Genomic DNA, 26,071 nt, shown 5'->3' with positions numbered 1-26,071 from the left:
TTGTTCGCCAGGTCACCGCCCCGGGCCCCCAGCGGATCAGGATCGACCCGGTCGACAGGAGTACCCTTATCACCGTTTATGATGGGAACACCTACTTCCGTCCAGATGCCGTCAACCCCGAGGACATCCTCTCCGAGCGCCGTATCACCGTCCACCAGTGTGTCCATGCGCACGATGATTTCCGTGTTGGAACCCACATCGCACATATTTGTGGAATCGGCGGGAGTGGGATTCGGCGTGATCCGGGAGTCATAGCTGTACATACCGCTCGATGCCTTGAGATCAACGGTTCCGTCGGCGAAGAAACCGAACTCGAAGACGCTCTTGCGCCGGGTTGCAATATCCACATCGATTGTTCTCGATGCATCAGGATCAGCATGGCCCACGACGCGAAAGCGGAAGCGATTACTTCCCAATGAAGTTAGCACTGCCGGCGGGTCAAAGAAAAAGTGGCCCGGTGTCGTGTAGGATAAAGCGATCTGATCAGCGGTCAGGTCTATATTCCCTGCGTTGAGGTCCTGCTCCAGTTTTTTCCCGATATACTCGACACCGGCCTCTGCATCGTAAAAGGCCTGTTTCTCCGCTTTGTAATTCCGGCTGATCTTTACTTCCGTCGATGCATGGATGTAGGCTGTCGTTCCTATAATGACCAGTGCGGCAAGTATAAGGAGTGCAACGACCAGGACAGCACCCTTCTCGTTTGACAATTTTTTGAAAAAAGATTTTGTCTTCATTGGTTTAATCCCCCATGGCGAGATTCCTGGGAATGACCGTCGCCGACAAAGTGAATCGACGATAATGATCCCCCTGCTGAGGGTTGATGTAATCGGGATCCGGTTCATCCGTCCGGGCCGTCAGGCTGATAACGATCTGGCTGATCTCGTCAAGTGCTGCCGCCGGTGTTCCGTCTTCCGTCAGATAGGTGAAGGTGAGGGATTCAATGTTCTCTGCGACGGCGACTGTTTGAAATCCCGATGCTGACGATACAGAGGTCCGTGAACGTGCCGTTCTTACCAGTTCACTCGTTCCGTCCGCGGCTGTCCGCAGGAAATACGTGACATCCTCATCAGGATCATCAACGTCTTCATCAGGATCATACGGCGGGTTTGTTCTTGTGATATTCTGAGTGAAACGGATCTGGCCGCTTGCGGCCGTTACGATCCGACCGAGGCTCGGCGTGTTGAAAGGATCAAACCCGGCCATTCGCAGTTCGTTCACCATCATGTCCATTGCCGCCCGGGCGTTCTGCTGCATTTCAGCGACCTGCTCCTGCACGTTGTAAGCTTTTTTCTGTGTGAGGAAGAAGGTATAAAGCGTTCCAAGGAGCATAAGCCCTATGGCAAGAGCGACAACAACCTCAAGGAGGGTGAATCCTCTCATGTTTCTGATGGTATGACAGCTCATTTTTTTACTCCCCTCTTATGGTGCGCAGGGTTACGCTTCGCGATGTCCCTCCGCGGGACCACTGGGTTGTCACCGTTATGGTTTTCATATTGTTCTCGGGAGCATTGTCCGTAATTGTAGTCACGGTGGTGTAAATGGAATTGATCGATGTTTCATTTGAGAGATTACCATAATCCTCAATCCGGAGCTGTTCCATCTGCTGCTGAGCAAGACTGGTAGCGAATGTGACGTCCTTGCTGAAGGCGTTTCCGTTGATGACGCTTGATGAAACGGCGATGATTCCCATAAACGCGATCATAACGATGAATACGGTGATGATAACCTCAATCATCGTAAATCCCTGATTGTTGTTTACTACAGTTGATTTCTGCATGACCCTACCCCCTAATTGCACTTAACCCTTCCCGCCGCGGAGACCGTCACGGTTTTTGTTTGTCCGTGATTTGCCAGGTAGAGTGTTACGGTGGTACCAAATGCCGTTCCGCGTGAATAAAATATCGGAGTTGCCGTCGCGGAAAAGGTTACATCCTGATAATCGTTGTGAATGTCTTTGGTGACGACAGGTTCACCGGCATCGATCGCACTGTTGTTGTTTCTGTCGTCATGGATCTGGTAGCGATGAGAATCAACAAAAAGTACCCTGAAACGGTTATTCTGGTTCACCGCACTGGACCGGGCTTCCATGAGATCCGTCATGACCTGTCGTGTCGCACCGTTGAGCCTGTTCTGTGCCATCCACTCAAGGAACCCAGGCATGGCGATCGCAGAGATAATAGCCATCAGAACAACTACCATCAGGAGCTCAATCAGGGTGAACCCGGTTTTTTTCCACTGTGTTTTTTTCATTGTTCTCTCATCCTATTGATACAGTAAATACTGTAAAAAACGGTTTCCCCAGAACAGATAGGAAACAGCTCCGATCGACAGAAATGGACCAAAAGGAATAGCGTATTTCATGTCTCCCTTCTGGGCGATAATGACACCAATTCCCACCACAGCTCCGAGAAGGGAACTGACAAGAATCACAAAGAGCAGGGACTGCCAGCCCAGAAATCCTCCCATCATTGCCAGGAGCTTTATGTCTCCACCTCCCATTCCCTCTGTTTTCTTCAGTATCTGGTATCCCGCAGCGATCAGGTAAAGAATACCACCGCCGACAACGATACCGATCAGTGAGTCCCTCAGCGAGACGTCCATGAAGAGAATGGCGGTAAGCGAGAAAAGGGGGATGCCCGGTAACGATATGATATCGGGTATGATCTGGTGTTCCAGGTCGATAAAGGTGATGACAATCAATGAACAGGTAAAGACAAAGGCGAAGAGATATTTAAATGAAAGGCCGAACCGGAGAAAAAGGAAAAGCGACAAAAGGGCTGTAAGCAGTTCAACGAGGGGATATACGAGCGATATCAGTGTCTTACAGTGCCGGCACCGCCCTCGCAGGACGAGGTAGCTGAATATCGGAATGTTGTCGTAAAAGGCTATCGGATGAGAGCAATGCGGACAGTGAGAGGCGGGCAGAACAATAGAACGCTCCGATGGTATCCGGTATATGCAGACATTCAGGAAACTTCCCACAACAGCTCCGAACACCAGAAAAAGAATTTCAAGCATATGCGTCAACATGAACGGCACAACATTTTCCCCCCAACATACCCGCCGGATGCTATTCTTGCCGTACCGGGCGGAATTTACGTGTATACTTTATACTAAAATACGTTAATGACGGCAATGGGTTGTTTCATAGCTTTCCTGTGAAATATTTCACAGGTGTTCACAGGCGGGCGCGGCGTCTCAGCCTTTCCATATCGACTATTTTTATGAGATTTTCTTCCATTTCAACGGCCCCTCGTTCCCGGAGGATCCGCAGTTCCTTGTTAACGCTCTCCCGTGTGGCACCCACCATGCTTGCCAGGTCTCTCTGGGTGAGACGCAGGTCGATAATGACAGCATTGCCTGTCTCGTCGGTGCGGCCGTGATTTTCGGCGAGTTCCAGAAGGCGCCGGGCCAGGCGGGTGGAGATCGTCAGAAAACTGGCATCTTCGAGAAGGTCGTCGGTTCTGCGCAGCCGCATGGATATCGATGAAAATACCGCCTGAATGGCCTGTTCGTTGTTTTTCAGAAAATCAAGGAAGTCGCTTCTGCTCAGCGCCATAAGTTCCGTCTGTTCCAGCGCAACCGCGTCAGCGGAACGCGGCAGTCCATCAAGAAGGGCCATTTCACCGAAAACGTCCCCTTCAGTCAGGATGGCCGGCGCTATTTCGTCTCCTGTTTCAGAGGTAAGGACGATCTTGACGAGTCCTTCCTGAATGATGTAGAGCGTGCTTCCTTCATCACCCTTCCGAAAGAGGACCTCTCCCTTCTTGAGGGAGCGCCGCCTGAACGAGGCGGCGAGCCGGGTACAATCCTCCGGGTCCAGGGACTGAAACAAAAGGACCTTCCGCAGGAATTCCTGAGGTTTTGTGTTCATCTTTTCCCGTACCACATTTCCCGTACCCCATGTTGCGACGGCAATCACCTCCGCGCTTTTAAGACCGTTCTTTACCGTCATTCTTCGCATTATGATGTCCGGCATTGAAAATTACCGGTCAATGCATTATAGTGCGGAAAATATCATAGTCGGAGATACAAGAGAAGATAAAAAAAAAGGCGGGATATCCGATATGTACCCCTTCACCGTCGCAACCCGTTCTCAAACGGAGATGATCGATATTACGGGACAGGTGCGGGCCGTGGTCCGCGAGGCGGGAATGGTGAACGGTCTGTGCTGTGTTTTTGTTCCTCATACGACAGCAGCGGTGACGATCAATGAGAATGCCGATCCTGATGTCCCCCGTGACATACTCATGGAACTCAACAAGGTCATTCCCTTTGATGACCATTACCGCCACGGTGAGGGTAACTCGGCGGCTCACATCAAGGCTTCCCTCATCGGTTCATCTGAAACGGTGATAGTGGAAAGGGGCGAACTGGTCCTCGGCACCTGGCAGTCGCTCTTTTTCTGCGAGTTCGACGGGCCGAGAACACGGCGCGTGCTGGTCAAACTTATTTCCGGGAACCCGTAACTGATGGTGACAGGAACGATCCTTTCTCCGATCCAGCGGAATGAATGCATATTCCCGTGAAATGAAAGGCGTGGAAAGAACAGATCAAAAAGGAAAGGAGTATTCCCCATGATTATCGACACCCATTCTCAGTTGTTCACCAAAGAGGCGATCGAAAGCCTTCCCGAGGAAATGGCGCGAAGCTATCAGCTCATGTTCAAGGACCTCAAGTTCCCTGAAATCGAAGACACCCTGAAGGATATGGATGAAGCCGGTGTCGACCTGGCGGTCATCGTTGCCATTGACGCTGAAACCACCTTCAGATACCGGGTACCGAACGACCTTGTGGCCCGGACGGTCGAGAAATATCCGGACCGGTTCATCGGGTTCGCCAGCGTTGATCCCCATAAGGGCCTGCCGGCCCTGGACGAGCTTGAGCGCGCCGTGAAAGAACTCGGATTGAAGGGATTGAAACTTCTCCCCCATCTGTTGAAATGCGCGCCGAACGACCCGATCATGTATCCCGTCTATGAAGTCGCCCAGGACCTGCAAATTCCCGTCCTCTTCCACACTGGTACGCAATTCCACGCCGGTACGAAAATATCGTACTGCATGCCTGTCTACCTTGACGATGTTGCCGTTGATTTTCCACGCATGAAAATAATCATGGCCCATTTCGGGTATCCTTGGTTCTACGAGGGCATGTCGGTCGTCCTGCGGAATCCGAATGTCTATTTCAACATTGCGGGATGGGCGCCCCGGCGCATACCTGAAGAGGTGATCCGCCAGATCAACGGACCCCTTGCCGGCAAGGCGCTTTTTGGAAGTGACTATCCGCTCATTACACGGGTGCGGATCATGAAAGAGTTGGATCAGCTTCCCCTGAAAGACGGGATCAAACAGTTGCTGGTGTCGGAGAACCCGAAACGCCTGCTGGGGCTGAGTTGAGAACCGACGAGTGATAAGGGTGCCGTATATCCTCGGTGACCGGGGAAAAAGAAGAACCATATTATGGAACTGTCCTTCGTGCTTGCCTCGAAATCACCCCGCCGCCGCGTCCTTCTGACGGAGGCGGGGTTCAATTTTTCAGTCGTGCCGCCGAGTATCGACGAATCATTCCGTCCCGGCGAAATTCCCCGGGACCATGTTCTGCGCCTCTCAAGGGAAAAAGCCCGGGCGGTCGCGGTTTCATATCCCGACAACTGGGTGCTGGGCGCCGACACTATCGTCATGATAGATGGAGAGGTGCTGGGAAAGCCGAAATCCCCCCAGGATGCACGGGACATGCTGTGGAAATTGAGCGGCAGGGAGCACCGGGTGTTGACCGGCTTTACCCTTGTCAAAGAGTGCATAAATGTAGTAATGAGTGAGGCCGTAGAGTCACGGGTTTTGTTTAAAACGATACCCGACGACGAGATTGAATGGTATATACAGACCTCCGAACCCTATGACAAGGCAGGAGGATACGCCGTTCAGGGGATGGCGGCGTTTTTTATTCGGGAGATACACGGGTCCTATACCAACGTCGTCGGCCTCCCCCTCTCGGAAGTGGTGGAGTCGCTCAAACGGGTGGGAGCCGTCAATTTTCATAAACGCGATCAGTGAAATTCGTAGAAGAGAACATACAACTGGTACGGGAGAAAATAACCGAAGCCGCGCTCAGGTCGGGCCGCGACCCCTCGGAGGTGCGGCTTATGGCAGTCACGAAGACCGTCGACGACGAGCGGATACAGAAGGCGATCACCTGCGGTATAGACATCATAGGTGAGAACTATGTCCAGGAGGCACGCCGGAAGATAGAAAAAACGGGGCATTCCGTTGAATGGCATATGATCGGTCACCTGCAGTCGAACAAGGCCAAATATGCCGTCAAGCTTTTTGACATGATACATTCCGTCGACCGGCTCAGCCTGGCCCGTGAACTGGACAGGCGTTCCGGTGCGGCGGGGGTCGTGACCAGGATCCTCATTGAAGTGAATACCAGCGGCGAGGAAACGAAAAGCGGGGCGGTCCCGGCAGGGGTTATTCCCCTGATCGGGGAGATCTCAACCATGGAGCACCTCTCCATCCGGGGCCTCATGACCATGCCCGCCTGGTACGATGACCCTGAGAAAGCGAGGCCTTCATTCATCGTCCTGCGGGAATTGAGGGACCGGATCGCGGAATGTGACATGCCCAACGTGAGAATGGATGAACTCTCCATGGGAATGACCGATGACTTTCCTGTCGCGGTCGAAGAAGGGGCGACCATCGTTCGGATAGGCCGGGCTATTTTCGGCGAGCGGACGTAAATAAAGAAATAAAAAAGAAGGGGGAATCAATGTCTGAAAAGTTATCCTACGCTGAATTTTTTACACAATCGATCAATGAACCGGATACATTCTGGGCTGAAGCGGCCGGGGACATCAGGTGGGTCAGGAAATGGGACAAAGTTCTCGACGACAGCAAAAAGCCTTTTTACCGCTGGTTTCAGGGTGGTGAGCTGAACACCTGCTACAATGCGGTGGATATGCAGGTGGAGCAGGGAAGGGGAGACCAGACAGCCATCATTTATGACAGTCCCGTAACAAACACGATTCGAAAGATCACGTATCGCGAATTTCTTGAACAGGTATCAAATTTTGCCGGTGTCCTGAAAAGTTTCGGTGTGGAGAAGGGCGATACGGTCATTATTTACATGCCCATGATACCGGAATCGCTTGTCGCCATGCTCGCCTGTGCCCGGATCGGTGCCGTTCATTCAGTGGTTTTCGGGGGATTTGCCCCGAACGAGCTGGCGATCCGCATCGACGACGCGAAACCGAAGCTCATCGTATCGGCGTCCTGCGGGATAGAGGCGAAAAAGGTAATTCCCTATAAACCGCTGCTCGATAATGCCATAGAAATAGCGCAGCACAAACCGGAGAAATGCATTATCTTCCAGCGACCCCAGGTGGAAGCATCGTTAAAGCCCGGAAGGGATTTCAACTGGGCGGAGGTCATGGAAAAGGCGCAGCCGACAGGCTGTGTGACCGTTAAAGCCACCGACCCTCTCTACATTCTGTATACGTCGGGAACAACGGGAAAGCCGAAGGGCGTCATGCGGGACAATGGCGGTCATGCGGTCGCCCTGAAGTGGTCGATGAAATATCTCTATGGGGTCAAACCCGGCGAGGTATACTGGGCGGCATCGGACGTCGGCTGGGTCGTCGGTCATTCATACATTGTCTATGCTCCCCTCCTGATGGGGTGCACCACCATCGTCTATGAGGGGAAACCGGTCGGCACGCCCGATCCAGGTGCCTTCTGGCGGGTCATCTCCCAGCACGGCGTATCGGTGCTCTTTACGGCTCCGACGGCATTCCGGGCCATCAAGAAGGAAGACCCCCGCGGCGAATATTTGAAAAAATACGACCTCAGCGCTTTCAGGTATCTCTTTCTCGCAGGCGAGCGGCTGGACCCCGATACCTACCACTGGGCGTCGGATATGCTGAAAATTCCCGTCATCGATCACTGGTGGCAGACCGAAACAGGATGGCCGATCGCGGCCAACTGCATGGGCATAGAGCCTTTTCCCATAAAGGCCGGGTCTCCCACAAAAGCCGTTCCAGGGTATGACGTCAGGATCGTCGATCATGAAGGAAATGAAATGCCCCAGGGTGCCGACGGATACGTGGTGGTGAAACTTCCCCTGCCGCCCGGGTGCCTCCCGACGCTCTGGAACGATGATAAGCGGTACCTTGAGTACGTGACGGAGATCGAAGATTGTTATGTCACGGGTGACGGCGGATACGTTGACGAGGACGGATATCTCTTCATCATGGGGCGTGTCGATGACGTGATCAATGTCGCCGGTCACCGCCTGTCGACAGGGGCAATGGAAGAGATCGTGTCAAAACACAAGGACGTGGCGGAATGCGCCGTTCTCGGCGCCCAGGACCAGCTCAAAGGCGAGGTGCCGATCGGGTTCGTCGTTCTCAAGGCCGGTGTTGAACGGGATCACGAAGATATTACCAAGGAGTTGGTCCAGATGGTGCGCTCGGAGATCGGTGCCGTTGCCTGCTTCAAGGAGTGTGCCGTGGTCAGGGCGTTGCCGAAGACACGGTCGGGCAAGATACTCCGGTCGACCATGAGAAAGATCGCGAACGGCGAAGAGTATCCCGTGCCTTCGACCATTGAAGATGTTTCGGTCCTTGACGTCATCGAAGATGCCGCCCGGGGAATCGGATACGGAAAGAAATAGGGGGTTCGCCCACGAAGAAAGTGAGCGCGACCGGCATTCCCGGTCCTGATGCAAAAGGGGGTGCGTTTTACCGGTCACTCTGGTATAATCGTGTCGCTCGTACCGCCGTGGCGGAATGAAACGTGAAGAATATCAAAGGGGAAGTAAAATGTCCCGGTTTACGCTTGCGGGCCTGATCCTGTGGGTCGGGAGCTTTGCTTTTTACGGGTATCAATCCATAACGTCCCTTATTGCACGGAGCAGATATACCGGGTATCGCCCCGGACCGGACGTTGTAGAAGGTAAACTGAACCTTGAAACTATTTTCGGGGCGGAGCATTTCGGCTGGGTGAACGATATCTCATGGACTTATGTTGAAAAAGCCGTGGAGTATGTCGTCCAGGCACCTCTTTATGTTCTCATCTTTGCTCTCGGTTGTATCTGCCTGCTGATCGGAATAGTTTGCTCCGACTGACCCCGATTGGACGGGAATGTCCGGTTACGAAGGATGACATAACGCGACCACAACGCACGAACAAAGGGGGCCGTGAAGTAATGTTCACGGCCTTCCTTTATAGATGAACCGTTCAAGCAGTCGGTGATACCGCGTCCAGTTCGATTCCTCGTTCGCGTCGTCGATCGACTCACGGAAGGCGTTGACCTTGGCATCGAGGTCGTCGATGTGATTGACGATGAGCGCTTCGACGGTCTTCGGTCGTTTTGGAGAACCGTAGGCGAGATCACCGTGGTGGCTGAGCATGATGTGCCGCAGTTGCAGGGCCAGCTCTTCAGGAAAATCCGGCAGCCCCGCCATTTTTTCGTTTACCAGTTCAAATCCGAGGATTATGTGGCCGATAAGGCGTCCTTCGTCGGTGTAATCGATCACCCTGGCATAGGAAATTTCCTTGATCTTTCCAATGTCGTGCAGCATGCCCCCGGCGAGGATCAGGTCCCGGTCCGTTCCCGGGTAGTGATCGGCGAAGGTTTCGAGGAGTTGTGTCACGGAGAGGGTGTGTTCCAGCAGACCGCCGATGTATGAGTGGTGAAAACCTTTTGCAGCCGGAACGTTCATGAAGGCCCGGACCGTTTCCGGATCTTTGAAGATACGCTCGAGAAGGGCCTTCAGGTGGGGATTCGACATCCGATCGATATAGGTCAAGAGCATTTCAAACATTTCCCGGCGGTCTGACCTGGTGGTGGGAAAGTAGTCGGCGGGTTCGATCGCCGTGCTCTCGGGGACGGAAAGGTCCGTTATGGAAAGCTGGGTCATGTTCTTGTAGCTGACGGCCCGTGACCTGATGAGAATGATATCACCCCTGTCGAATGTTTTGCTCAATGCCTCGGCATTCTCCCATACCCGGCCTTCCATCTCGCCCGATGAATCTCTGAGCCGCAGGCTCAGGTACGGATTGCCTTTCTGAGAGACGGCCATGTTCTTTTCCATGACCAGAAAAAGGTCGTTCACGGCCTGTCCCGGACGAATATCTTTCACGAATATTCTTTTCTCTAGTTCCATGTAAGCCTTTCTTCGTGGGTGTAAATTTTCATCGTTCCCTTCCTGACGTATCCGATGAGCGTAATGCCCGCCCTCATCGCCAGTTTGATCGCCCGTGAGGTAGGGACGGCGTGGGACACGATGACCGGTATGCCCATCCCGTAGACCTTAAACAGGATTTCCGTGGAAACCCGTCCCGTGGTGGCAATGAGCATGCCGCTGCGGTCCCCGCCCGTCCTGAGAAGATACCCGTTCAGCATATCATAGGTGTTGTGCCTTCCGATATCGTCCCGGTACAGGATGATGCCGTTCATGTCGGCAATGGCAGAGCAATGGGCACCATGGGTTCGTGCATGAAGTTCGGAAGCACCGAGCAACTGCTCCATGATCAGGAATACCTGTTCCGCCGGCAGGGTCAGGGAAGATTCAAGCGGCTTTCCGATCAGGTCCGCTTTTCTTTTCCGTGCACCGCTCGACAGGATCGTTTCAACCTGCGGTCCCGTCCCGATCCTTTCTCCGGTTGCTTTCCCGGTGTCCACATGCACCGAAGGGCCTTCTTCGGAAACGGTGATATCCCGCACGTCCTTGAGCGATCCGATCATCCCCTCGGATTTGAGATATCCCAGGGCAAGATCCTCCAGGTATATGCCTGCGCAGGCGATGGTGACCACGTGCCGTCCGTCGAGATACACCGCGAGGGGTACCTCCTCTATGACGGCATCTGTTACTCTGAGAGGCCGGTGCCCGTCATAGATCGTGACGGGGAACTCTTTGACGGCGGAGATCACTGTCTTCGATCCTCCCGGAGCACCCGGTGGTCGCCCACACGGATGGTAAGTTTTATTTTATCGAAGTATTCCATCAGCGGAATGGTGAATTTGCGGGAAAGACCCGTCAACTCGCGAAATGCCGCCGGTGAGGCCTGCCCTGCCTCGAGAAGATACCGGCGATACCGTTCCCTCAGGGTTTCCAGTTCACCCCGGTCAAAGTACAGGTCTTCCGTAACGGTTATCAGCGAGCCTTCGGTGATGAGCAGCGTCAGAACCTTTTTTACGTCACCGCGCTTGTCGGGAAACAGCTCGAACACATCCTTTGTCAGGGGAGGGGTACACCCGGCATCCCGGTATACGGCCGATATCCGTTCCTTCAGTTCTTCCAGTTCCCCCTGCAGGTTGACCCGATGCCCGGCGGAGCGGAGATTTTCCTTTTCCGTCGCGAGGGCGCCCGCCCTTTCCAGGTCCTTGAGCGCCATGATGAACAGTTTCGGTGATACGAACGTTCCCAGGGAGATCCGCAGTTCATCCCGGTGGATCCATTCCCTGAGCGGAAATTTCTTGTGGAACGCTTTGGTTTCCTCCAGGATCCCCCCCTGGATCTGTTCGTAGAGCGGGTAGGAAAGCATTGTCCGTTCCTCCCGGTCGATGATCAGTGCTTCGCGATTCGAGAGCATGCGGTCAAGCAGCGTGTCCAGTTCCCGTTCCGGTATGCCCGTCCGTATTGAAAGGGTTGTCGGTGATATTCCGGTCGTATCCGCACGCCTGAGAATGATACGCGCCCGTTCCGCTCCCTCTCCGCCGTCTAGGATGTTCATCTCTTCGAGGATGTTCTGCGCCTGCCGGCGGTGCTTCCGCGGCAAGGGGTCCAGTATGCCCCCCCCTCCGATGGTGGTGATCGGAGAGTAGCTTCTCAGGACGAATCGATCGCCCGCAGCCGCAATGACCGGGGATTCGAGAACGAGCTGCGCGACCCCCCGCGTTCCCGGTTCCATCTCGTCCCTGCCGAGCAGGATGATACGGGACAATACTTCCGCCGTTCCCAGGTGAAATCTGACGATCGCCCGGTTCTTGAGGTTCTTCCGGCAGTGAGGAAGATGACTCAGGGAAATGTCGATCCGCCGTGTGGGTTCGAAGATTCCCGCGTGGGTCAGGACATCTCCCCGCTTCACGGCCGATCTGCTCACTCCCTGAAGATTGATGGCGGTTCGGGTGCCCGCCGACGCTTCACGCACCGGTTCGTTGTGGACCTGGATCCCCCTGATCTTCGCCGTTGCCCCGCCGGGCATGATCTGCACCGTATCGCCGCTCTTTACGTTTCCCGATTGAAGTGACCCCGTGATAACCGTTCCAAAGCCCTTCATGGTGAAGACACGATCGACGGGGATCCTGAAGAAGCCGAGACCGGTCCGGCCTTCAACGCTGCCGGCAACGGCGTCCAGCGCGGTGCGCAGGTCCTCCATACCCTCGCCGGTGACGGAGGAAACGGGGATGATCGGTGAATGTTCGAGAAATGATCCCGCGAGGAATGAGTGGATCTCGTCGGTAACCAGGTCAAGCCATTCACCGTCGACTAGATCGATCTTCGTGAGGGCCACAAGGCCGTGACGAATGCCGAGCAATGTGCAGATGTCAAGGTGCTCGCGGGTCTGGGGCATGATCCCTTCGTCGGCGGCGATGACCATGACCACCAGGTCGATACCGCCCGCGCCGGCCACCATGTTTTTTACGAACCGCTCGTGTCCCGGCACGTCGACGACGCCCATTCTTCGGCCGCTGTCAAGGATCAGGGGAGCGAATCCGAGCTCTATGGTGATGCCCCGTTCCTTCTCCTCTTTCAACCGGTCCGTGTCGACCTGGGTCAGGGCCTTGATGAGCGCTGTTTTTCCATGATCAACATGGCCGGCCGTTCCCAGAATGAGATGTGTCGAGTCCTTCATGCCCCTGTCCCTGAGGGTGTTCCTGTTCGGTGAAGCTACCAGAATTGCCGGCTTCACACAACCTGAAAAACCCCGGGCGGCGACCGCGTGCGCCCTGTTCATAATTTGTTTGCCCGCACCGTTCCCCTTGTGATAGGTCATGAAGGCCATGAAGATACTTGGCCTTGACTATGGAACGAAGAGGATCGGTGTCGCCGTCAGCGACGATCTCGGCATCACGGCACGAGGGTTGAGCACCATCGAGCGCAAGGGGCTCGAAGGGGACATCCTCGTGATCGTCAATCTGGTGAGGGAACTGGGTGCCGGGAAAATTATCCTGGGATACCCCATCACACTTTCCGGCGAAGAGGGGGTCGCCTGTGAGCGTGTCAGAAAATTCGCCGGGGTCCTGGAGTCGAAGCTAGACATTCCCGTCATCCTCTGGGATGAAACGCTGTCGACGGTGGAGGCCGAATCGATCCTGAGAGAATCTGCGGTGAAATGGAAAAAACGGAAAAAGGTCATCGACAGCCTGGCGGCGGCGATCATTCTTCAGGGGTACCTTGACCATGTTGCAAACGGGGCGTCATCATGAGGGTGCGTGCCTGGCTCGGCGTCGTTTTTCTGATATTCCTCACGGCCGTTCTTGCCTTCATGGCCGCTACGGCCTTCCTTCGCTATGCGGAGTCCCCCGTTGACCCCGCCGTGGGCCGGCAGGTCGTCGAGGTCCCTCAGGGGGCGTCCTTTGAAAGGATCACGTCCATTCTCGAGGACGCGGGTCTGGTGAAGGACAGAAGGGCATTTTATGTGCTGGCCCTTATTGAAGATGTGCAGAAGCGGGTCAAGGCGGGAGAATATGAACTGTACGGGACCCAATCTCCTCGGGATATTCTGGAAAGCCTTGTCGAGGGACGGGTCAGGAAATATCACGTAACCGTTCCGGAGGGGTTCACGCTTCGCGGTATTGCCGGGCGACTGGCCGCCGCGGGGGTGGTCGACGAGAGGCGTTTCCGTGCCCTTGCCGCGGACAAGGATCTCCTCTCGTCACTGGATATTGACAATGATACGGCGGAGGGCTTTCTGTTTCCCACCACCTATACGTTTACGAAGTCCATGAACGAAGAGGATATCATCCGGCACATGGCCGGTGAGCTTTTGAGGAGAATTACGCCGGACATGCGTGCAGCGGCCAGCGACAGAGGATTGACCCTGAAGGAGATCGTGACCCTGGCCTCGATCATCGAAAAGGAAGGCGGGGTAAAGGAGGAAAAACCGCTCATATCGGCGGTCTTTCACAATCGGCTGAAGAAGGGCATGAAGCTGCAGAGCGATCCCACCGTCATTTACGGAATTGAGGATTTTGACGGAAATCTGCAGCGCCGGCATCTGAAAATGGAGTCACCCTATAACACATACCTCATCAGCGGTTTGCCTCCGGGACCCATCTGCAGTCCCGGTCTTGATTCGATTCAGGCGGCGCTCAATCCATCGACGGAACCATATCTCTATTTTGTCTCAAAGGGCGATGGGACCCACCATTTCTCGTCGAGCCTCACGGAACACAGCAAAGCGGTCCAGCAGTACCAGTTAAGGAAGAAAAAATAAAAGGTTGTGGCCCAGGAAAAGGGCAAATTTTCCTTGACAAACCCTTTTCATCTCTTTATATTTCGAAAAAAAGTGGTAAATAGTGGAATATTGTGGGGGATCGTGACGCCTACTGTCTTCAGAGGGAGATTTAACCATACGATCGACGAGAAGGGGAGGATTATCGTTCCTCCCCGGTTCTGTCAGATTTTCGCGGAGAAGTATGACAACCGCATGGTCATCACCGGATGGGGTGGGCACCTCCTGGTCTTTCCCTACCAGGAGTGGATACTCCTGGAGGAGAAGGTTTCCCGCCAGTCGATCATCCGAAAGGAAGTGCGGGCCTTTCAGCGACTCTTCATGTCTGGTGCCGTTGACTGTACGCTGAACGCCCAGCGGCGGATCCTGATCCCTCCTTCACTGAGAGAATACGCGAAGCTTGAAAAGGATATCGTCATCGCCGGAATGGTGAGGACCATAGAGATATGGAACAGGGAGCTCTTTGAGACGGAAATCAGCCGCATAGACGAAAATCCCGAGGCCTTCAGCGATTACGTGGCCGATCTTGGTATATGAATGGACCTTCCATTTCACATACCCGTTATGGTTCAGGAAGTAATGGAGTGTCTCGACTGCAGGAGCAACGGTGTCTATGTGGATGGAACGGTGGGTGGCGGCGGGCATGCGGCCGATATACTGGAACGGACCGGCCCCGGCGGTCTGCTGGTGGGCATTGATCGTGACGAGGCGGCCCTGAGGGAGTCGCGGGAGCGCCTGAGGCCCTTCGGAGATCGTGTGGTGCTGGTCAGGGGGAATTTTTCCGATATCGGCGGGATCCTGGCCGGCCTGAAGATCGCCCGCATTAATGGGTTATTACTTGATCTGGGGGTGTCGTCCCATCAGCTCGACCGGCCGGAACGGGGATTCAGTTTTTCCCGCGAGGCCCCGCTCGATATGAGGATGGATGAGGACAGCAGGCTTACGGCAGCCGATATCGTGAACGGGGCGTCACAGGGAGAACTCGAAAAAATGCTCCGGGAATATGGGGAAGAACACCAGGCGGCGAAGATAGCCAGGGCGATCCTTCGCCGCCGCGGCCGGGAGCAGATAAGGACGACCACGGAACTGGCCGCGCTGGTAGCGGGTGTTCTCTCAAGAACGGGTAGACCGGCGAAGATCCATCCGGCGACGAGGACCTTTCAGGCCCTCAGGATCGCCGTGAATGCAGAGCTTACAAGCCTTCACCGGGGACTCTCGGACGGGATCGAGATGCTGGCGAAGGGCGGCCGGGTGGTCGTGATATCCTTCCATTCCCTGGAGGACCGGATCGTGAAGAATATCTTCAGGACAGGGGAAAAAGGCTGTATCTGCCCACCGGGGCTTCCCGTCTGTACCTGCGGGCGGGAAAAAAGCCTGAAGATCGTGACGCGGAAGCCGGTCGAACCGGGGGAAATGGAACTGCGGTTGAACCCCCGGGCCCGCAGCGCGCGGCTGAGAGCGGCAGAACGGATCTGAAGCATGGCGAAACAGGACAAGACATTTATCGGTCTCCAATCGTCGCACCTCATCGTTTTCGCGATGATATCCATGCTGACCGTGCTCGTTTACGTGTGGTTCCATCTCGATATCACCAGGCTCAATTACCGGATCGCCGGGGAGATGGACCGGCAGAACAGGCTTCTCGAAGAAACGCGCCGCCTGAAGATCGAGATAGCGACGCTGAAGTCACCGCATCGCATAGAAGCGACGGCGCGGGAAAAACTGGGAATGGAATATCCCGGGAAAGAGCAGGTACGTTTCATCAAATGACCGGCAAGGACAGAAAATGGTTTCGCTTCAGGATAGCCACCGTGCTGGTCTTCTTTGTCGTGCTCTGTGTTGCCCTTGTTTCCCGTGCCTTCCAGCTCCAGGTGCTCCAGGGGGATTTTCTCAAGACGCGGGCAGACCGGCAGCAGAGCATGTCCATCACCCTGCCGCCGGAGCGGGGGCTGATCCTGGATCAGAATGGTGAAAAGCTGGCCGCGACGGTCCTCGCCGACTCCGTGTATGCCGATCCCCTGCACGTTGCCGATGCCTCGAGAACGGCCGAATCGCTGTCATCGTTCCTCAACCTGGAGAAAGAAGAAATCGCGGCGAAACTTTCCGGTTCAGGGAGGTTCTGCTGGATAAAAAGAAAAGTGACGCCCGCCGAGGCCGAGGGAATACGCTCCCTGAAGCTCGAAGGTGTGCACCTTCTTCAGGAACCCGACCGGTACTACCCGCAGAAGGACCTTGCCTGTCATCTCATCGGCTTTGTCGATATCGATTCGGAGGGACGGGAAGGCATTGAACTGAAGTACAACGACAAACTGCTCGGAACACCCAGGAAGGCGTCATGGCTGCGGGATGCCCGGGGCGCACGGATGTACCTGAATGAAGAATCCGTTGCCGATACGGAAAACGGGAACTGTAACCTGATCCTTACCATAGACGGGCAGATCCAGTACATAGCCGAGCTTCAACTGCAACAGGCCGTCGAGAAGAACGAAGCGCGCGCCGGCTGTGCCATTGTGATGGATCCCCGGACCGGAGAGATCCTGGCCATGGCCAACTATCCCCATTTCAATCCGAACGCGGTGTCGCGATGCGGCCCCGATGCCCGCAGAAACCGCGCCGTGACGGATTGTTTCGACCCGGGGTCTGTTTTCAAGCCTTTCGTGGTGGCCGCCGCGATCGAAGAAGGGGTTGCCGGGGAAACGGATGTGTTTGACTGCGAGAACGGTGCCTACTATGTGGGTGGAAGAACCATTCACGAAGCTCAGATGAAAAAGCACGATAAATTGACCCTTGGTGAAGTGCTCAAATACTCGAGCAACATCGGCATAGCGAAAGTGTCGGAACGGCTGGGAAAGGAAAAGTTCTACGAATACATCACCCGTTTCGGCTTCGGCTCCCGGACCGGCATAGACGTACCCGGAGAGGTGTCCGGTATCCTTCGCAGGCCCGAACGATGGCGTGACATCGATTTTGCGACCATGTCCTTCGGACAGGGAATATCCGTGACGGCCATCCAGCTGGTGACGGCATACGCAGCGATCGCCAATCATGGCGTTCTTATGAAACCGCACGTTGTACGGGGCATTGTCGATTCGCAGGGCCGCGTGATAGAGGAATATGCGCCCGAAATGGTCAGGCGCGTCATCTCACCGGTAACGGCCGAGCGGGTCACGACACTCCTGACAAATGTCGTTGAAGAAGAAGACGGTACGGGAGCACGGGCCCGTGTTTCGGGTGTGTCCGTTGCCGGAAAGACCGGAACGTCGCAGAAATTCGACCGGGAGACGGGGCAGTATTCGCGACGCAAGGTGATGACATCCTTCATGGGATTTTTCCCCGCCGAGGCCCCGCGCATGGTGATATGCGTCGTTCTCGACGAACCACGGCATAATCGCTGGGGCGGGGTAGCGGCGGCCCCGGTGTTCAGGAACATATCGGAACAGATACTGCGCTGCATCGACCGTGATATTGAAATACGAAAAGTTGAAGCGGCTGCGGAGAACGAAGAATTCAATATCCTCAACGCCGCCGCCGTTCCTGCCGTTCCCGCCGTCTCCACCCTCGTAGAGGTGAACGGGTCGGTAATACCCGACTTCAGGGGCATGTCGATGCGGGAAGTGGTGAGATTGACCCGCCGTTTGGGAATCGAATTGAAAATTTCCGGGAGTGGATGGGCCGTTGCGCAGAAACCGGAGCCGGGAACGGCAATTGAACCGGCAACCTCCTGCCTGGTGGCGTTTGATGATGGTTTTTGAGGATCATGACAGTGAAATTGAGTCGATTGCTGGAGAACATCGACGTTATTCGCTTGACCGGTCCCGCCGACGGCGGGGTGTCCGGATTGGCCTATGATTCCAGGGAATGCCGTGAAAATTTCCTGTTCATTGCCCTGCCGGGATTCCGTCAGGACGGCCATGATTTCATACCGGACGCGGTGGCACGGGGTGCGCGCTACATCGTCTGCGAGAAGAAGCCGGCGGTTCCGCCGGGTGTGACGACCATCCTGGTCGAAGACGTCCGGCATGTCCCTGGAATACTCGGAAAGGTTTTTTACGGGGATCCAACTTCAGCGCTGACACTGATCGGGATCACCGGTACGAACGGGAAAACCACCGTTACCTATCTGCTTGAGTCTATTCTGCGGGAAGCCGGTCATTCCGTGGGGGTTATCGGGACCGTCAATTATCGGTATGGAACGACCCTTTTGCCGGCACCGTACACGACGCCCCAATCGATAGACCTTCAGAAGATACTGCGTGAAATGGCCGACGCGGGCGTTACCCATGTGGTCATGGAAGTTTCTTCACATGCCATCGACCTCGGGAGGATCGACGATTGCGTGTTTGACGCGGGGTTGTTCACGAACCTCTCCCAGGATCATCTCGACTACCATCATGATATGGAATCCTATTACGAGGCGAAAAAACGGTTTTTCACCGAGATCCTCGGTGCGGGAAAGATGATCGTCAACGCGGACGACCCCTGGGGAAAACGGCTTATCGCCGATACGGGGAAAAAGGTCTTTACTTACGGCTTTGCGGGTGACGCCGATGCCGCCGTTCTGCGGTTTCGTCTTTCCATCGACGGGACCGAAGCGGACATGAGTGCCGGAAAAGAGCTATGGCGGGTCCGCTCGCCGTTAATCGGAGCGTTCAATCTTTACAATATGATAGCTTCCGCGGCCGCGGCCGCGGTTCTCGATATCCCGGGGGAGTCCATCCGACGGGGCATCGAGGCGGTGCGGACCATACCCGGACGCATCGAACGGGTCAGCGGCCCGGACGACCCCGTCGTTCTCGTTGATTATGCCCACACTGAGGATGCGCTGCGCAAGGTGCTTGAAACTCTTCGGGAATTCAGGCTCCGCCGGATCATCACCGTCTTCGGCTGTGGGGGGGACCGCGACAGATCGAAACGGCCCCTCATGGGAAGGGCGGCTGTGGAGCTGAGCGATATTTCCATTGTTACCTCCGATAATCCGCGCCGGGAGGACCCGCTGGTCATCATTGAAGATATCGAGCGGGGGATCATGGAGGATCGGCAGGTGCGCCGCTGCGATCCGGGCATGCTCGGCGACGTTTCCGGGGGACGGGCATACACGGTCATCCCTGACCGGAAGACCGCCATCGCAACGGCCGTCATGCTTGCCGGTCCCGAAGACATCGTGCTCATCGCCGGCAAGGGTCATGAGGATTATCAGATAATAGGGGAACGGAAAACCTTCTTCGATGACCGGATCATCGCCCGGGAGTATCTCGCTGAACGCCCCCGGAAAGGGGGCTGACGATGGCCGGAAGGCGCGGATTCCTTACAACGGCGGAAATTGTGGAGATCACCGGCGGCTCCCTTCTGCGCGGGCGTTCGGGAGACGAGTTTACGGGGGTTTGCACCGATTCCCGGAACATCCTGCCCGGGTGCCTGTTCATTCCGCTTTCCGGGGACCGGTATGACGGCCATGATTTTGTCGATGAGGCGCTCCGAAAGGGTGCGGCGGGATCTCTTATCGGAACGGGCCGGAGACCACCTGACGATGGAGACGCGGATGCCGTCATGATATCGGTCCCCGATACCTTGAACGCCCTGGGTGACATCGCACATTTCTGGAGGAAGCGGTTCACCGTTCCCGTCATAGCCATAACGGGCAGCTCTGGAAAGACATCGACGAAGGAAATGGCGGCCGCCGTCGCATCTTCGGCATTTCATGTCCATAAAACGCCCGGAAACTATAATAATCTTATCGGTGTACCCCTTACCCTTCTCCAGATGAATGAACAACAGGAACTGGTCATTCTGGAAATGGGGACCAACAGAAGGGGGGAGATCGCCCGGCTGACGGACATCGCCGAGCCCGATATCGGCGTCATTACCAATATCGGTCCCGCGCATCTTGAGGGCCTGGGAACCATCGACGTCGTCAGGGATGAAAAGGCGGACCTCTTTCTCCACATGCGTGGACGGGGACGGGCGGTTCTCAACGCCGATGATCCCGCGACGCCGCTTATCGCAGAGATACTTGACATCCCTCAGGTAACGTTCGGAGTCGGACACGAGGCATTCCTGCGGGCAGTCGACATTAAAGCGGTTGCGGTCGATTCGATGCGGTTCACGATTCGTATGGGAAAGGCTGAACGTAACGTCACCATGAACGCCCTCGGGGTCCATCAGGTCTCCAACGCGCTCGCCGCCGCAGCGGCGGCATGGTGCGCCGGACTACCCCTCGACGATATCTGTGAGGGACTTGCCCGGTACCGCCCGGTTCAGGGCCGCATGACGGTCCGAAGCCTGAAAAACGGCGCTTTTCTGATAGATGACTCATATAACGCCAATCCCGCGTCGGTGCGGGAAGCGCTTCGCGCGCTCAGGGAAAGAAAAGGGGCCGGAAGGCTGGTCGTCATCCTGGGTGATATGCTCGAACTCGGTGACAGAGCGCCCGAGATGCATGAAGAGATCGGCAGATATCTGGCATCGACCGGCGTTGACCGGGTGTATCTGCGTGGTGATTTCACCGGTTCCGTTACGGCCGGAGCCCTTCGCGGCGGTATGAAGCAGGAAGGGATATCACCGGCCGGGGACCCGGCAGTTGTTGCACGTGATCTCGCCCGGTATGTAACGGCAGGGGACTGGATCCTCATAAAGGGCTCGCGGATGCTGAGAATGGAAGAATTCGTCGATGCCCTGCTGAAAACGATCGGACCTGCCGAGCTCAACCGATGAAACAAATCGTCCGGGCAGGTGGGAGAAGGAACAAAAAGGGGATAAATTCCCTGAAAAACACCATATATAGTGTATTAACCTATTGCAATACACTATATAATGTGCTATCAATTCAAAAATTTATAGTGTCATGTCCATGCATGGAAAAAGGGGAAGGAACGAGCGGTGATCTACCACCTCCTGTATCCGTTCAGCGATACGATCTCATACTTCAATGTATTTCGCTATATTACGTTCAGGACCATCTACGCCGTCATAACGGCGCTGGTGCTCAGTTTCATCCTCGGACCATTCATGATAGAATGGCTCCGTTCACTCCGCGTTGGTCAGCCGATCCGCGAGGATGGTCCGAACTCCCACTACGAAAAAAAGGGGACCCCGACCATGGGGGGAATCCTGATCATTTTCGCCGTTTCCGTCTCGACACTGCTGTGGGCGCGGCTTGACGTGGAGTATGTGTGGATCATCCTCGCCGTCTGCATCGGGTTCGGGCTCATCGGCTTCGTCGATGATATCAGAAAACTGCAGAACCACAGCAGCAGAGGGGTTCCGGGAATTCTGAAGCTGCTGGCGGAAACGGTCATAGCCCTGACGGTAAGCGTCGTGCTCTACCTGAAACCGGGGTTCAGTTCCAACCTGACGATCCCCTTCTTCAAGATGATCCTGCCCGATCTGGGCTGGGGGTATATCATCTTCTCGACCTTTGTCATCGTCGGCGCCGCGAACGCGGTGAACCTCACCGACGGGCTTGACGGACTTGCCATCGGGCCCGCCACCATCTGTTTCGCCACCTATCTTCTTTTCGCCTATCTCGTGGGAAATATAAAAACGGCCTCCTATCTGCAGATACCGTACATCGTGGGGACGGGGGAGCTTGCCGTTTTCTGCGGTGCCATGGTGGGGGCAGGGTTCGGGTTTCTCTGGTACAACGCCTATCCGGCACAGATATTCATGGGTGATGTGGGGTCGCTGTCCCTTGGCGGGACCCTGGGTACCATGGCGATCCTGACGAAACAGGAGATACTGCTTGCCATTGTGGGAGGTATATTCGTCATAGAGACGGTCTCCGTCATCTTCCAGGTCGGCTGGTTCAAGGTGTCGAACGGAAGACGGGTTTTCAGGATGGCCCCGATCCACCATCATTTTGAACTTAAGGGGTGGCCGGAACCGAAAGTTATCGTCAGGTTCTGGATTATTTCCATTATCCTTGCCCTCGTTGCCATCAGCACGCTGAAACTCAGATAAGGGGCGGGCTATGGAACTGAACGGCCGAAGAGTACTGGTGATAGGACTCGGGAAAACGGGTGTCGCGGTGACACGGTTCCTCGCGGGTCGGGGTGCCCGTGTCGTCGTCACCGATCAGAAACCGGCCGTGGAACTGCAGGAAGCCTTCGCCCGGATAGGTGAGTATGGGATAACCGTCGAAACGGCCTACTATGATGATACCCGCTGCCTTTCCGGGATCGATTGCGTGGTTCCATCGCCCGGTATTCTTCCTGCAAACGCATTGCTTGTGGAATCCCTGAAAAGAGAGATCCCCGTCATAAGTGAGATCGAACTTTCGGGCAGGTTCATACGAAGGCCGATCATTGCCATTACCGGGACGAACGGAAAAACGACCACGACACGGCTGGCCGGCGCCATGCTCGGCGAGTGGGGGAAACGGGTGTTCGTGGGCGGCAATATCGGGAACCCCTTGATCGAGTGTGTCGAGAACCAGGATGACTATGACTTCCTGGTGGCGGAGATCAGCAGTTTTCAGCTTCAATGGGCCCGCTCCTTTCACCCCCACGTTGCGGTCCTGCTCAACGTGACACCCGACCATATGGACTACCATGAATCATTGAACGAGTATCGCTCGATAAAAGAGCGTATCTTTCAGAACCAGGATGCATCCGATGCGGCGGTCCTGAACGCCGATGAAGCCCTTTCGGAGGCCCTTTCCAAACGGCTGCGGTCCACGGTCGTCTTCTTCAGCTCGTCGGCACGATTGAACAGGGGAGCCTCTCTCGCGGAAGGAACCATCCTTTATACCGGGCCCGATGGAGCGGAGGAAAAATACCCTCTAAACGAGTTTATCCTTCCGGGACGGCACAATCTGGAAAATGTCATGGCCGCCCTCGCGGCGGTGCGCTGGTGCGGTTGCCCGCCTCAGGCGGTTTTCGCGGGGATGGGAAAATTCAGAGGTCTGCCCCACCGGCTGGAATTCGCCGGGGCGGTCGACGGCGTTCGATATTACAATGATTCGAAGGGGACGAACATCGATGCCGTGGTGCGGGCCCTGGAAAGCTTCTCCGGGCCGGTCGTCCTGCTCATGGGGGGGCGGTTCAAGGGGGGTGACGGGACGGTCCTGGGCCGCCTGATCAGTGAAAAAGTGAAGAAACTCGTTCTTTTTGGTGAAGCACGGCATGCGCTTCAGGGGCTTTTCGGGGATGATACGGCCGCGCACATGTGCGAGCGGTTCGATGATGCCGTGAAGGCCGCCTTCAACGCTGCCGCTCCGGGAGAAGTGGTGCTGCTCTCCCCGGGATGCTCGAGTTTCGATGAGTTCAGAAATTACGAGGAGCGGGGAGACCGTTTCAAGGTGCTTCTCGCACGGTTGTTGGAACAGGAAAGCAGGTGCCGAGATGAATCCCGTCGCTGATATCAAAAATAATGATCAGAACGGGAGCGATCCCATCCTGCTCATGGCAGTGCTGTTGCTGCTCATCGTCGGTACGGTCATGATCTTCAGCTCCAGTTCCATAGTCGCCCAGGAGAAATTCGGCGATGGCTATTATTTTCTGAAGAAACAGCTGAGCTTTCTCCTCTTCGGGTTTGTCGTGATGATCTTCCTGTCGAAGATGTCGTACCGCTACCTGAGATATGTGGCGTACGGCGGCATAATTCTTTCCGTCGTTCTGCTTGTGTTGCTCATGGTTCCCGGACTCGGCATCACCGTGAAGGGGGCGACGAGGTGGCTGCGGGTCTGTGGATTTTCCTTCCAGGTCTCCGAGGTGGTAAAGATCACTCTTGTCATTTTCATGGCCCATTACCTCGATAAAAAAAGGGAACACCGGAAGGAATTCACCCGTTTCTTTCCCGTGCCCCTCATCGTGACGGGCATCATCCTCATACTCGTGCTGCGGCAGCCCGATTTCGGAACCGCCGTCATCATGGCGGCCGCCGTGGTCACCATGTTCTACCTGGCGGGAAGCAGGATCATATATCTCGCCGGATTCTTCGCGGCGCTGATCCCCATCGGTGTGATCCTGGTGCTCCATGAAAGCTACCGGCTCAAGCGGGTAATGACCTTCCTCAATCCCTGGGACGATCCCCAGGGGGCCGGGTTTCACATCATTCAGTCCTTCATATCCTTTGGATCCGGCGGTATCTTCGGTGTCGGGCTGGGGAACAGTATGCAGAAACTTTTTTATCTTCCCGAGCCGCATACGGACTTCATCCTCTCGGTCATCGGCGAGGAGGCGGGCTTCCTCGGAGTCTTCGCCGTGGTTCTGCTCTTTACCGTTTTTATCATACGGGGATTCATGATCTCCTTTCATTGCCGGGACCTTTTCGGGAGTCTCCTGGCGGCGGGTCTTACCACCATCGTCGCCCTGGAGGCGTTCATCAATATGGCCGGTGTCATGGGGTTGATACCGACGAAGGGGCTGGTACTCCCCTTTTTGAGCTACGGCGGGACCTCTCTCATCATTTCAATGGCCCTCGTCGGGATACTGCTGAATATTTCTTCACAGGGAGGAGAAGAAAAACCGAAGGTAACGGTACAGGTGCTGACATGAAGGGGAATGCCCGTGTCGTGGGCGTCGTGATCGCCGGTGGAGGGACCGGCGGGCACGTGTTCCCGGGGCTGGCGATCGCCGAGGAATTCAGGAGAAGGAACGAGAACAACCGGATACTCTTTGTGGGAACACGCAGGGGATTTGAAAGAACGGCCGTCCCCGATGCGGGGTTCGGCATCGCATATATCGACGTAGAGGCGATAAAGGGGAAAGGGATCATGCGGGCCCTCAGCAGTGCAGCAAAGATTCCAAGAAGCATGGTGCAGTCACGGGCGATCCTCGGCTCGTTCCGGCCTGATATGGTCATTGGTGTCGGCGGTTACGCGTCCGGGCCGGCGGTACTGACGGCCCTTCTCATGGGTATGAGGACGGCAATAGCCGAACAGAACGCTCAGCCGGGGCTCACCAACAAAATACTGGGAAAGATGACCGATCTGCGGTTCCTCTCGTTTTCAGAAACGAAGCGATTCTTTCCCGGGAAAGAATCGCTTGTTACGGGAAACCCCGTCCGGTCGGGATTTCTCTCTTTGACAGGCGGAAAACGCGGGGAGCGGCGCCCCTTCAATCTTCTCATTTTCGGCGGCAGTCAGGGTGCGTCGAGCATAAACCGCGCGGTCACGGAGTTTCTTGAGCAGGCAGGCCCGCTGCTTGATGAACTGCATATCGTTCATCAAACGGGGAAAGCGGATTTCGAAGGACTTCAGGAGGTCTATCGCGAACGCTCAATCAATGCCGAAGTGCTGCCCTTTATCACCGATATGGCCGGTGCCTATCAACGGGCGGACCTCCTCATCTGCCGCGCGGGCGCGACCTCTCTGGCGGAAATAACGGCGAGCGGAAAGGCGGCGATCCTCGTCCCTTATCCCTTCGCGGCGGGGGACCACCAGACCCGGAACGCCGAGATACTCGCGGCGGCGGGGGCCGCCCGCATGGTCACGGAAAGAGAATTGAGCGGCAGTCGGCTCATGAGAGAAGTGGAAACGCTTATGCGCAACAGCAAAGAACTTGAAACGATGGAAGAACAAGCGGCATCGCTGGGAAACCGCAATGCCGCCGTCGATATCGTCGATGCGTCGATGACGCTGATGGGTCAGGGAAGGGTATGAACACGACCAGTAA

27 protein-coding genes are annotated in these 26,071 nt (G+C 55.6%); 18 read left to right on the top strand and 9 right to left on the bottom strand.

What is annotated here, in order from left to right; genetic code table 11:
• The 6 genes from JXO48_04205 to JXO48_04180 form a co-directional block, all read right to left on the bottom strand.
• Positions 1–734 (bottom strand): hypothetical protein (locus JXO48_04205; GenBank protein MBN2283074.1); only part of this gene is annotated, 734 nt, incomplete at its 3' end.
• 4 nt (positions 735–738) lie between these two features.
• Positions 739–1,404 carry a prepilin-type N-terminal cleavage/methylation domain-containing protein gene (locus JXO48_04200; protein ID MBN2283073.1) on the bottom strand — a complete coding sequence of 222 codons (666 nt, stop codon included), beginning with the start codon at positions 1,402–1,404 and terminating at the stop codon, positions 739–741.
• 4 nt (positions 1,405–1,408) lie between these two features.
• Positions 1,409–1,777 (bottom strand): prepilin-type N-terminal cleavage/methylation domain-containing protein, encoded by a 369-nt coding sequence (locus tag JXO48_04195; GenBank protein ID MBN2283072.1) that lies wholly within the window; start codon positions 1,775–1,777, stop codon positions 1,409–1,411.
• An 11-nt stretch (positions 1,778–1,788) separates the two neighbouring features.
• Entirely contained in the window at positions 1,789–2,250 is a 462-nt protein-coding gene (locus tag JXO48_04190) for a GspH/FimT family pseudopilin (protein ID MBN2283071.1), read from the bottom strand.
• Positions 2,251–2,262: 12 nt separating this feature from the next.
• Positions 2,263–3,030: a prepilin peptidase gene (locus tag JXO48_04185; protein MBN2283070.1), complete on the bottom strand. Its 768-nt coding sequence runs from the start codon at positions 3,028–3,030 to the stop codon at positions 2,263–2,265.
• A 148-nt stretch (positions 3,031–3,178) separates the two neighbouring features.
• On the bottom strand, positions 3,179–3,874 hold the full coding sequence (locus tag JXO48_04180; protein ID MBN2283069.1) for a Crp/Fnr family transcriptional regulator: 696 nt from the start codon (positions 3,872–3,874) through the stop codon (positions 3,179–3,181).
• 193 nt (positions 3,875–4,067) lie between these two features.
• Here JXO48_04180 and JXO48_04175 point away from each other — a divergent pair, with 193 nt between their 5' ends.
• From JXO48_04175 to JXO48_04150, 6 genes are all read left to right on the top strand, one after another.
• Positions 4,068–4,469 carry a YjbQ family protein gene (locus tag JXO48_04175; protein MBN2283068.1) on the top strand — a complete coding sequence of 134 codons (402 nt, stop codon included), beginning with the start codon at positions 4,068–4,070 and terminating at the stop codon, positions 4,467–4,469.
• 108 nt (positions 4,470–4,577) lie between these two features.
• Positions 4,578–5,396 carry an amidohydrolase gene (locus JXO48_04170; protein MBN2283067.1) on the top strand — a complete coding sequence of 273 codons (819 nt, stop codon included), beginning with the start codon at positions 4,578–4,580 and terminating at the stop codon, positions 5,394–5,396.
• A gap of 63 nt (positions 5,397–5,459) precedes the next feature.
• Positions 5,460–6,053, top strand: a complete 594-nt coding sequence (gene maf, locus JXO48_04165; protein MBN2283066.1) for a septum formation inhibitor Maf — start codon at positions 5,460–5,462, stop codon at positions 6,051–6,053.
• Positions 6,050–6,739, top strand: a complete 690-nt coding sequence (locus JXO48_04160) for a YggS family pyridoxal phosphate-dependent enzyme (protein ID MBN2283065.1) — start codon at positions 6,050–6,052, stop codon at positions 6,737–6,739. The genes maf and JXO48_04160 overlap by 4 nt, the downstream gene beginning before the upstream one ends.
• Positions 6,740–6,768: 29 nt before the next feature.
• Complete coding sequence (locus JXO48_04155; GenBank protein ID MBN2283064.1) at positions 6,769–8,670, top strand: propionyl-CoA synthetase; 1,902 nt, start codon at positions 6,769–6,771, stop codon at positions 8,668–8,670.
• 148 nt (positions 8,671–8,818) lie between these two features.
• The gene (locus JXO48_04150; protein MBN2283063.1) at positions 8,819–9,124 is read left to right on the top strand and encodes a hypothetical protein; all 306 of its coding nucleotides are present in this window, start codon (positions 8,819–8,821) and stop codon (positions 9,122–9,124) included.
• 84 nt (positions 9,125–9,208) lie between these two features.
• Here JXO48_04150 and JXO48_04145 read toward each other — a convergent pair whose 3' ends face one another.
• From JXO48_04145 to selB, 3 genes are read right to left on the bottom strand one after another with little or no spacing between them, the layout of a single operon-like run.
• Positions 9,209–10,165 carry an HD domain-containing protein gene (locus tag JXO48_04145; GenBank protein ID MBN2283062.1) on the bottom strand — a complete coding sequence of 319 codons (957 nt, stop codon included), beginning with the start codon at positions 10,163–10,165 and terminating at the stop codon, positions 9,209–9,211.
• Positions 10,156–10,932, bottom strand: coding sequence for a formate dehydrogenase accessory sulfurtransferase FdhD (fdhD, locus tag JXO48_04140; protein MBN2283061.1), 777 nt, complete (start codon positions 10,930–10,932; stop codon positions 10,156–10,158). Before fdhD ends, JXO48_04145 begins: the two co-directional genes overlap by 10 nt.
• The gene (gene selB / locus JXO48_04135) at positions 10,929–12,959 is read right to left on the bottom strand and encodes a selenocysteine-specific translation elongation factor (protein ID MBN2283060.1); all 2,031 of its coding nucleotides are present in this window, start codon (positions 12,957–12,959) and stop codon (positions 10,929–10,931) included. Before selB ends, fdhD begins: the two co-directional genes overlap by 4 nt.
• A gap of 46 nt (positions 12,960–13,005) precedes the next feature.
• Between selB and ruvX the strand changes: the two genes are divergently transcribed.
• From ruvX to murG, 12 genes are all read left to right on the top strand, one after another.
• Positions 13,006–13,431, top strand: a complete 426-nt coding sequence (gene ruvX / locus JXO48_04130; GenBank protein ID MBN2283059.1) for a Holliday junction resolvase RuvX — start codon at positions 13,006–13,008, stop codon at positions 13,429–13,431.
• Positions 13,428–14,441 carry an endolytic transglycosylase MltG gene (mltG, locus tag JXO48_04125; GenBank protein MBN2283058.1) on the top strand — a complete coding sequence of 338 codons (1,014 nt, stop codon included), beginning with the start codon at positions 13,428–13,430 and terminating at the stop codon, positions 14,439–14,441. The genes ruvX and mltG overlap by 4 nt, the downstream gene beginning before the upstream one ends.
• A gap of 102 nt (positions 14,442–14,543) precedes the next feature.
• Positions 14,544–14,996 (top strand): division/cell wall cluster transcriptional repressor MraZ, encoded by a 453-nt coding sequence (gene mraZ / locus JXO48_04120; GenBank protein ID MBN2283057.1) that lies wholly within the window; start codon positions 14,544–14,546, stop codon positions 14,994–14,996.
• Entirely contained in the window at positions 14,997–15,935 is a 939-nt protein-coding gene (gene rsmH, locus JXO48_04115) for a 16S rRNA (cytosine(1402)-N(4))-methyltransferase RsmH (GenBank protein MBN2283056.1), read from the top strand.
• A 3-nt stretch (positions 15,936–15,938) separates the two neighbouring features.
• Positions 15,939–16,229, top strand: coding sequence for a cell division protein FtsL (ftsL, locus tag JXO48_04110; protein ID MBN2283055.1), 291 nt, complete (start codon positions 15,939–15,941; stop codon positions 16,227–16,229).
• Positions 16,226–18,211: a transpeptidase family protein gene (locus JXO48_04105; protein MBN2283054.1), complete on the top strand. Its 1,986-nt coding sequence runs from the start codon at positions 16,226–16,228 to the stop codon at positions 18,209–18,211. Before ftsL ends, JXO48_04105 begins: the two co-directional genes overlap by 4 nt.
• 5 nt (positions 18,212–18,216) lie before the next feature.
• Positions 18,217–19,740, top strand: coding sequence for a UDP-N-acetylmuramoyl-L-alanyl-D-glutamate--2,6-diaminopimelate ligase (locus JXO48_04100; protein MBN2283053.1), 1,524 nt, complete (start codon positions 18,217–18,219; stop codon positions 19,738–19,740).
• 2 nt (positions 19,741–19,742) lie between these two features.
• Positions 19,743–21,170 carry a UDP-N-acetylmuramoyl-tripeptide--D-alanyl-D-alanine ligase gene (locus tag JXO48_04095; protein ID MBN2283052.1) on the top strand — a complete coding sequence of 476 codons (1,428 nt, stop codon included), beginning with the start codon at positions 19,743–19,745 and terminating at the stop codon, positions 21,168–21,170.
• 165 nt (positions 21,171–21,335) lie between these two features.
• Positions 21,336–22,415 (top strand): phospho-N-acetylmuramoyl-pentapeptide-transferase, encoded by a 1,080-nt coding sequence (locus JXO48_04090; GenBank protein MBN2283051.1) that lies wholly within the window; start codon positions 21,336–21,338, stop codon positions 22,413–22,415.
• A 10-nt stretch (positions 22,416–22,425) separates the two neighbouring features.
• Positions 22,426–23,814 (top strand): UDP-N-acetylmuramoyl-L-alanine--D-glutamate ligase, encoded by a 1,389-nt coding sequence (gene murD / locus JXO48_04085; GenBank protein ID MBN2283050.1) that lies wholly within the window; start codon positions 22,426–22,428, stop codon positions 23,812–23,814.
• On the top strand, positions 23,798–24,952 hold the full coding sequence (gene ftsW / locus JXO48_04080; protein ID MBN2283049.1) for a putative lipid II flippase FtsW: 1,155 nt from the start codon (positions 23,798–23,800) through the stop codon (positions 24,950–24,952). Before murD ends, ftsW begins: the two co-directional genes overlap by 17 nt.
• Positions 24,949–26,058 carry an undecaprenyldiphospho-muramoylpentapeptide beta-N-acetylglucosaminyltransferase gene (gene murG / locus JXO48_04075; GenBank protein MBN2283048.1) on the top strand — a complete coding sequence of 370 codons (1,110 nt, stop codon included), beginning with the start codon at positions 24,949–24,951 and terminating at the stop codon, positions 26,056–26,058. The genes ftsW and murG overlap by 4 nt, the downstream gene beginning before the upstream one ends.
• Positions 26,059–26,071: the final 13 nt, after the last annotated feature.

It is taken from the genome of Deltaproteobacteria bacterium (genome assembly GCA_016933965.1).
Classification (GTDB): domain Bacteria; phylum Desulfobacterota; class Syntrophia; order Syntrophales; family UBA2210; genus JAFGTS01.
This window is presented reverse-complemented; position numbering and strand designations above follow the sequence as displayed.

Bases quoted from the DNA above. Each gene is read 5' to 3' on its own strand.
- mltG (MBN2283058.1), top strand. From the start codon at position 13,428: ATGAGGGTGCGTGCCTGGCTCGGCGTCGTTTTTCTGATATTCCTCACG.
- ftsL (MBN2283055.1), top strand. From the start codon at position 15,939: ATGGCGAAACAGGACAAGACATTTATCGGTCTCCAATCGTCGCACCTC.
- JXO48_04095 (MBN2283052.1), top strand. From the start codon at position 19,743: ATGGCCGGAAGGCGCGGATTCCTTACAACGGCGGAAATTGTGGAGATC.
- rsmH (MBN2283056.1), top strand. From the start codon at position 14,997: ATGGACCTTCCATTTCACATACCCGTTATGGTTCAGGAAGTAATGGAG.
- JXO48_04200 (MBN2283073.1), bottom strand. From the start codon at position 1,404: ATGAGCTGTCATACCATCAGAAACATGAGAGGATTCACCCTCCTTGAG.
- ruvX (MBN2283059.1), top strand. From the start codon at position 13,006: ATGAAGATACTTGGCCTTGACTATGGAACGAAGAGGATCGGTGTCGCC.
- JXO48_04190 (MBN2283071.1), bottom strand. From the start codon at position 2,250: ATGAAAAAAACACAGTGGAAAAAAACCGGGTTCACCCTGATTGAGCTC.
- murD (MBN2283050.1), top strand. From the start codon at position 22,426: ATGGAACTGAACGGCCGAAGAGTACTGGTGATAGGACTCGGGAAAACG.
- JXO48_04105 (MBN2283054.1), top strand. From the start codon at position 16,226: ATGACCGGCAAGGACAGAAAATGGTTTCGCTTCAGGATAGCCACCGTG.
- JXO48_04195 (MBN2283072.1), bottom strand. From the start codon at position 1,777: ATGCAGAAATCAACTGTAGTAAACAACAATCAGGGATTTACGATGATT.
- JXO48_04100 (MBN2283053.1), top strand. From the start codon at position 18,217: ATGACAGTGAAATTGAGTCGATTGCTGGAGAACATCGACGTTATTCGC.
- JXO48_04185 (MBN2283070.1), bottom strand. From the start codon at position 3,030: ATGTTGACGCATATGCTTGAAATTCTTTTTCTGGTGTTCGGAGCTGTT.
- JXO48_04145 (MBN2283062.1), bottom strand. From the start codon at position 10,165: ATGGAACTAGAGAAAAGAATATTCGTGAAAGATATTCGTCCGGGACAG.
- selB (MBN2283060.1), bottom strand. From the start codon at position 12,959: ATGAACAGGGCGCACGCGGTCGCCGCCCGGGGTTTTTCAGGTTGTGTG.
- JXO48_04150 (MBN2283063.1), top strand. From the start codon at position 8,819: ATGTCCCGGTTTACGCTTGCGGGCCTGATCCTGTGGGTCGGGAGCTTT.
- ftsW (MBN2283049.1), top strand. From the start codon at position 23,798: ATGAATCCCGTCGCTGATATCAAAAATAATGATCAGAACGGGAGCGAT.
- JXO48_04155 (MBN2283064.1), top strand. From the start codon at position 6,769: ATGTCTGAAAAGTTATCCTACGCTGAATTTTTTACACAATCGATCAAT.
- JXO48_04180 (MBN2283069.1), bottom strand. From the start codon at position 3,874: ATGAACACAAAACCTCAGGAATTCCTGCGGAAGGTCCTTTTGTTTCAG.
- JXO48_04175 (MBN2283068.1), top strand. From the start codon at position 4,068: ATGTACCCCTTCACCGTCGCAACCCGTTCTCAAACGGAGATGATCGAT.
- murG (MBN2283048.1), top strand. From the start codon at position 24,949: ATGAAGGGGAATGCCCGTGTCGTGGGCGTCGTGATCGCCGGTGGAGGG.
- JXO48_04170 (MBN2283067.1), top strand. From the start codon at position 4,578: ATGATTATCGACACCCATTCTCAGTTGTTCACCAAAGAGGCGATCGAA.
- maf (MBN2283066.1), top strand. From the start codon at position 5,460: ATGGAACTGTCCTTCGTGCTTGCCTCGAAATCACCCCGCCGCCGCGTC.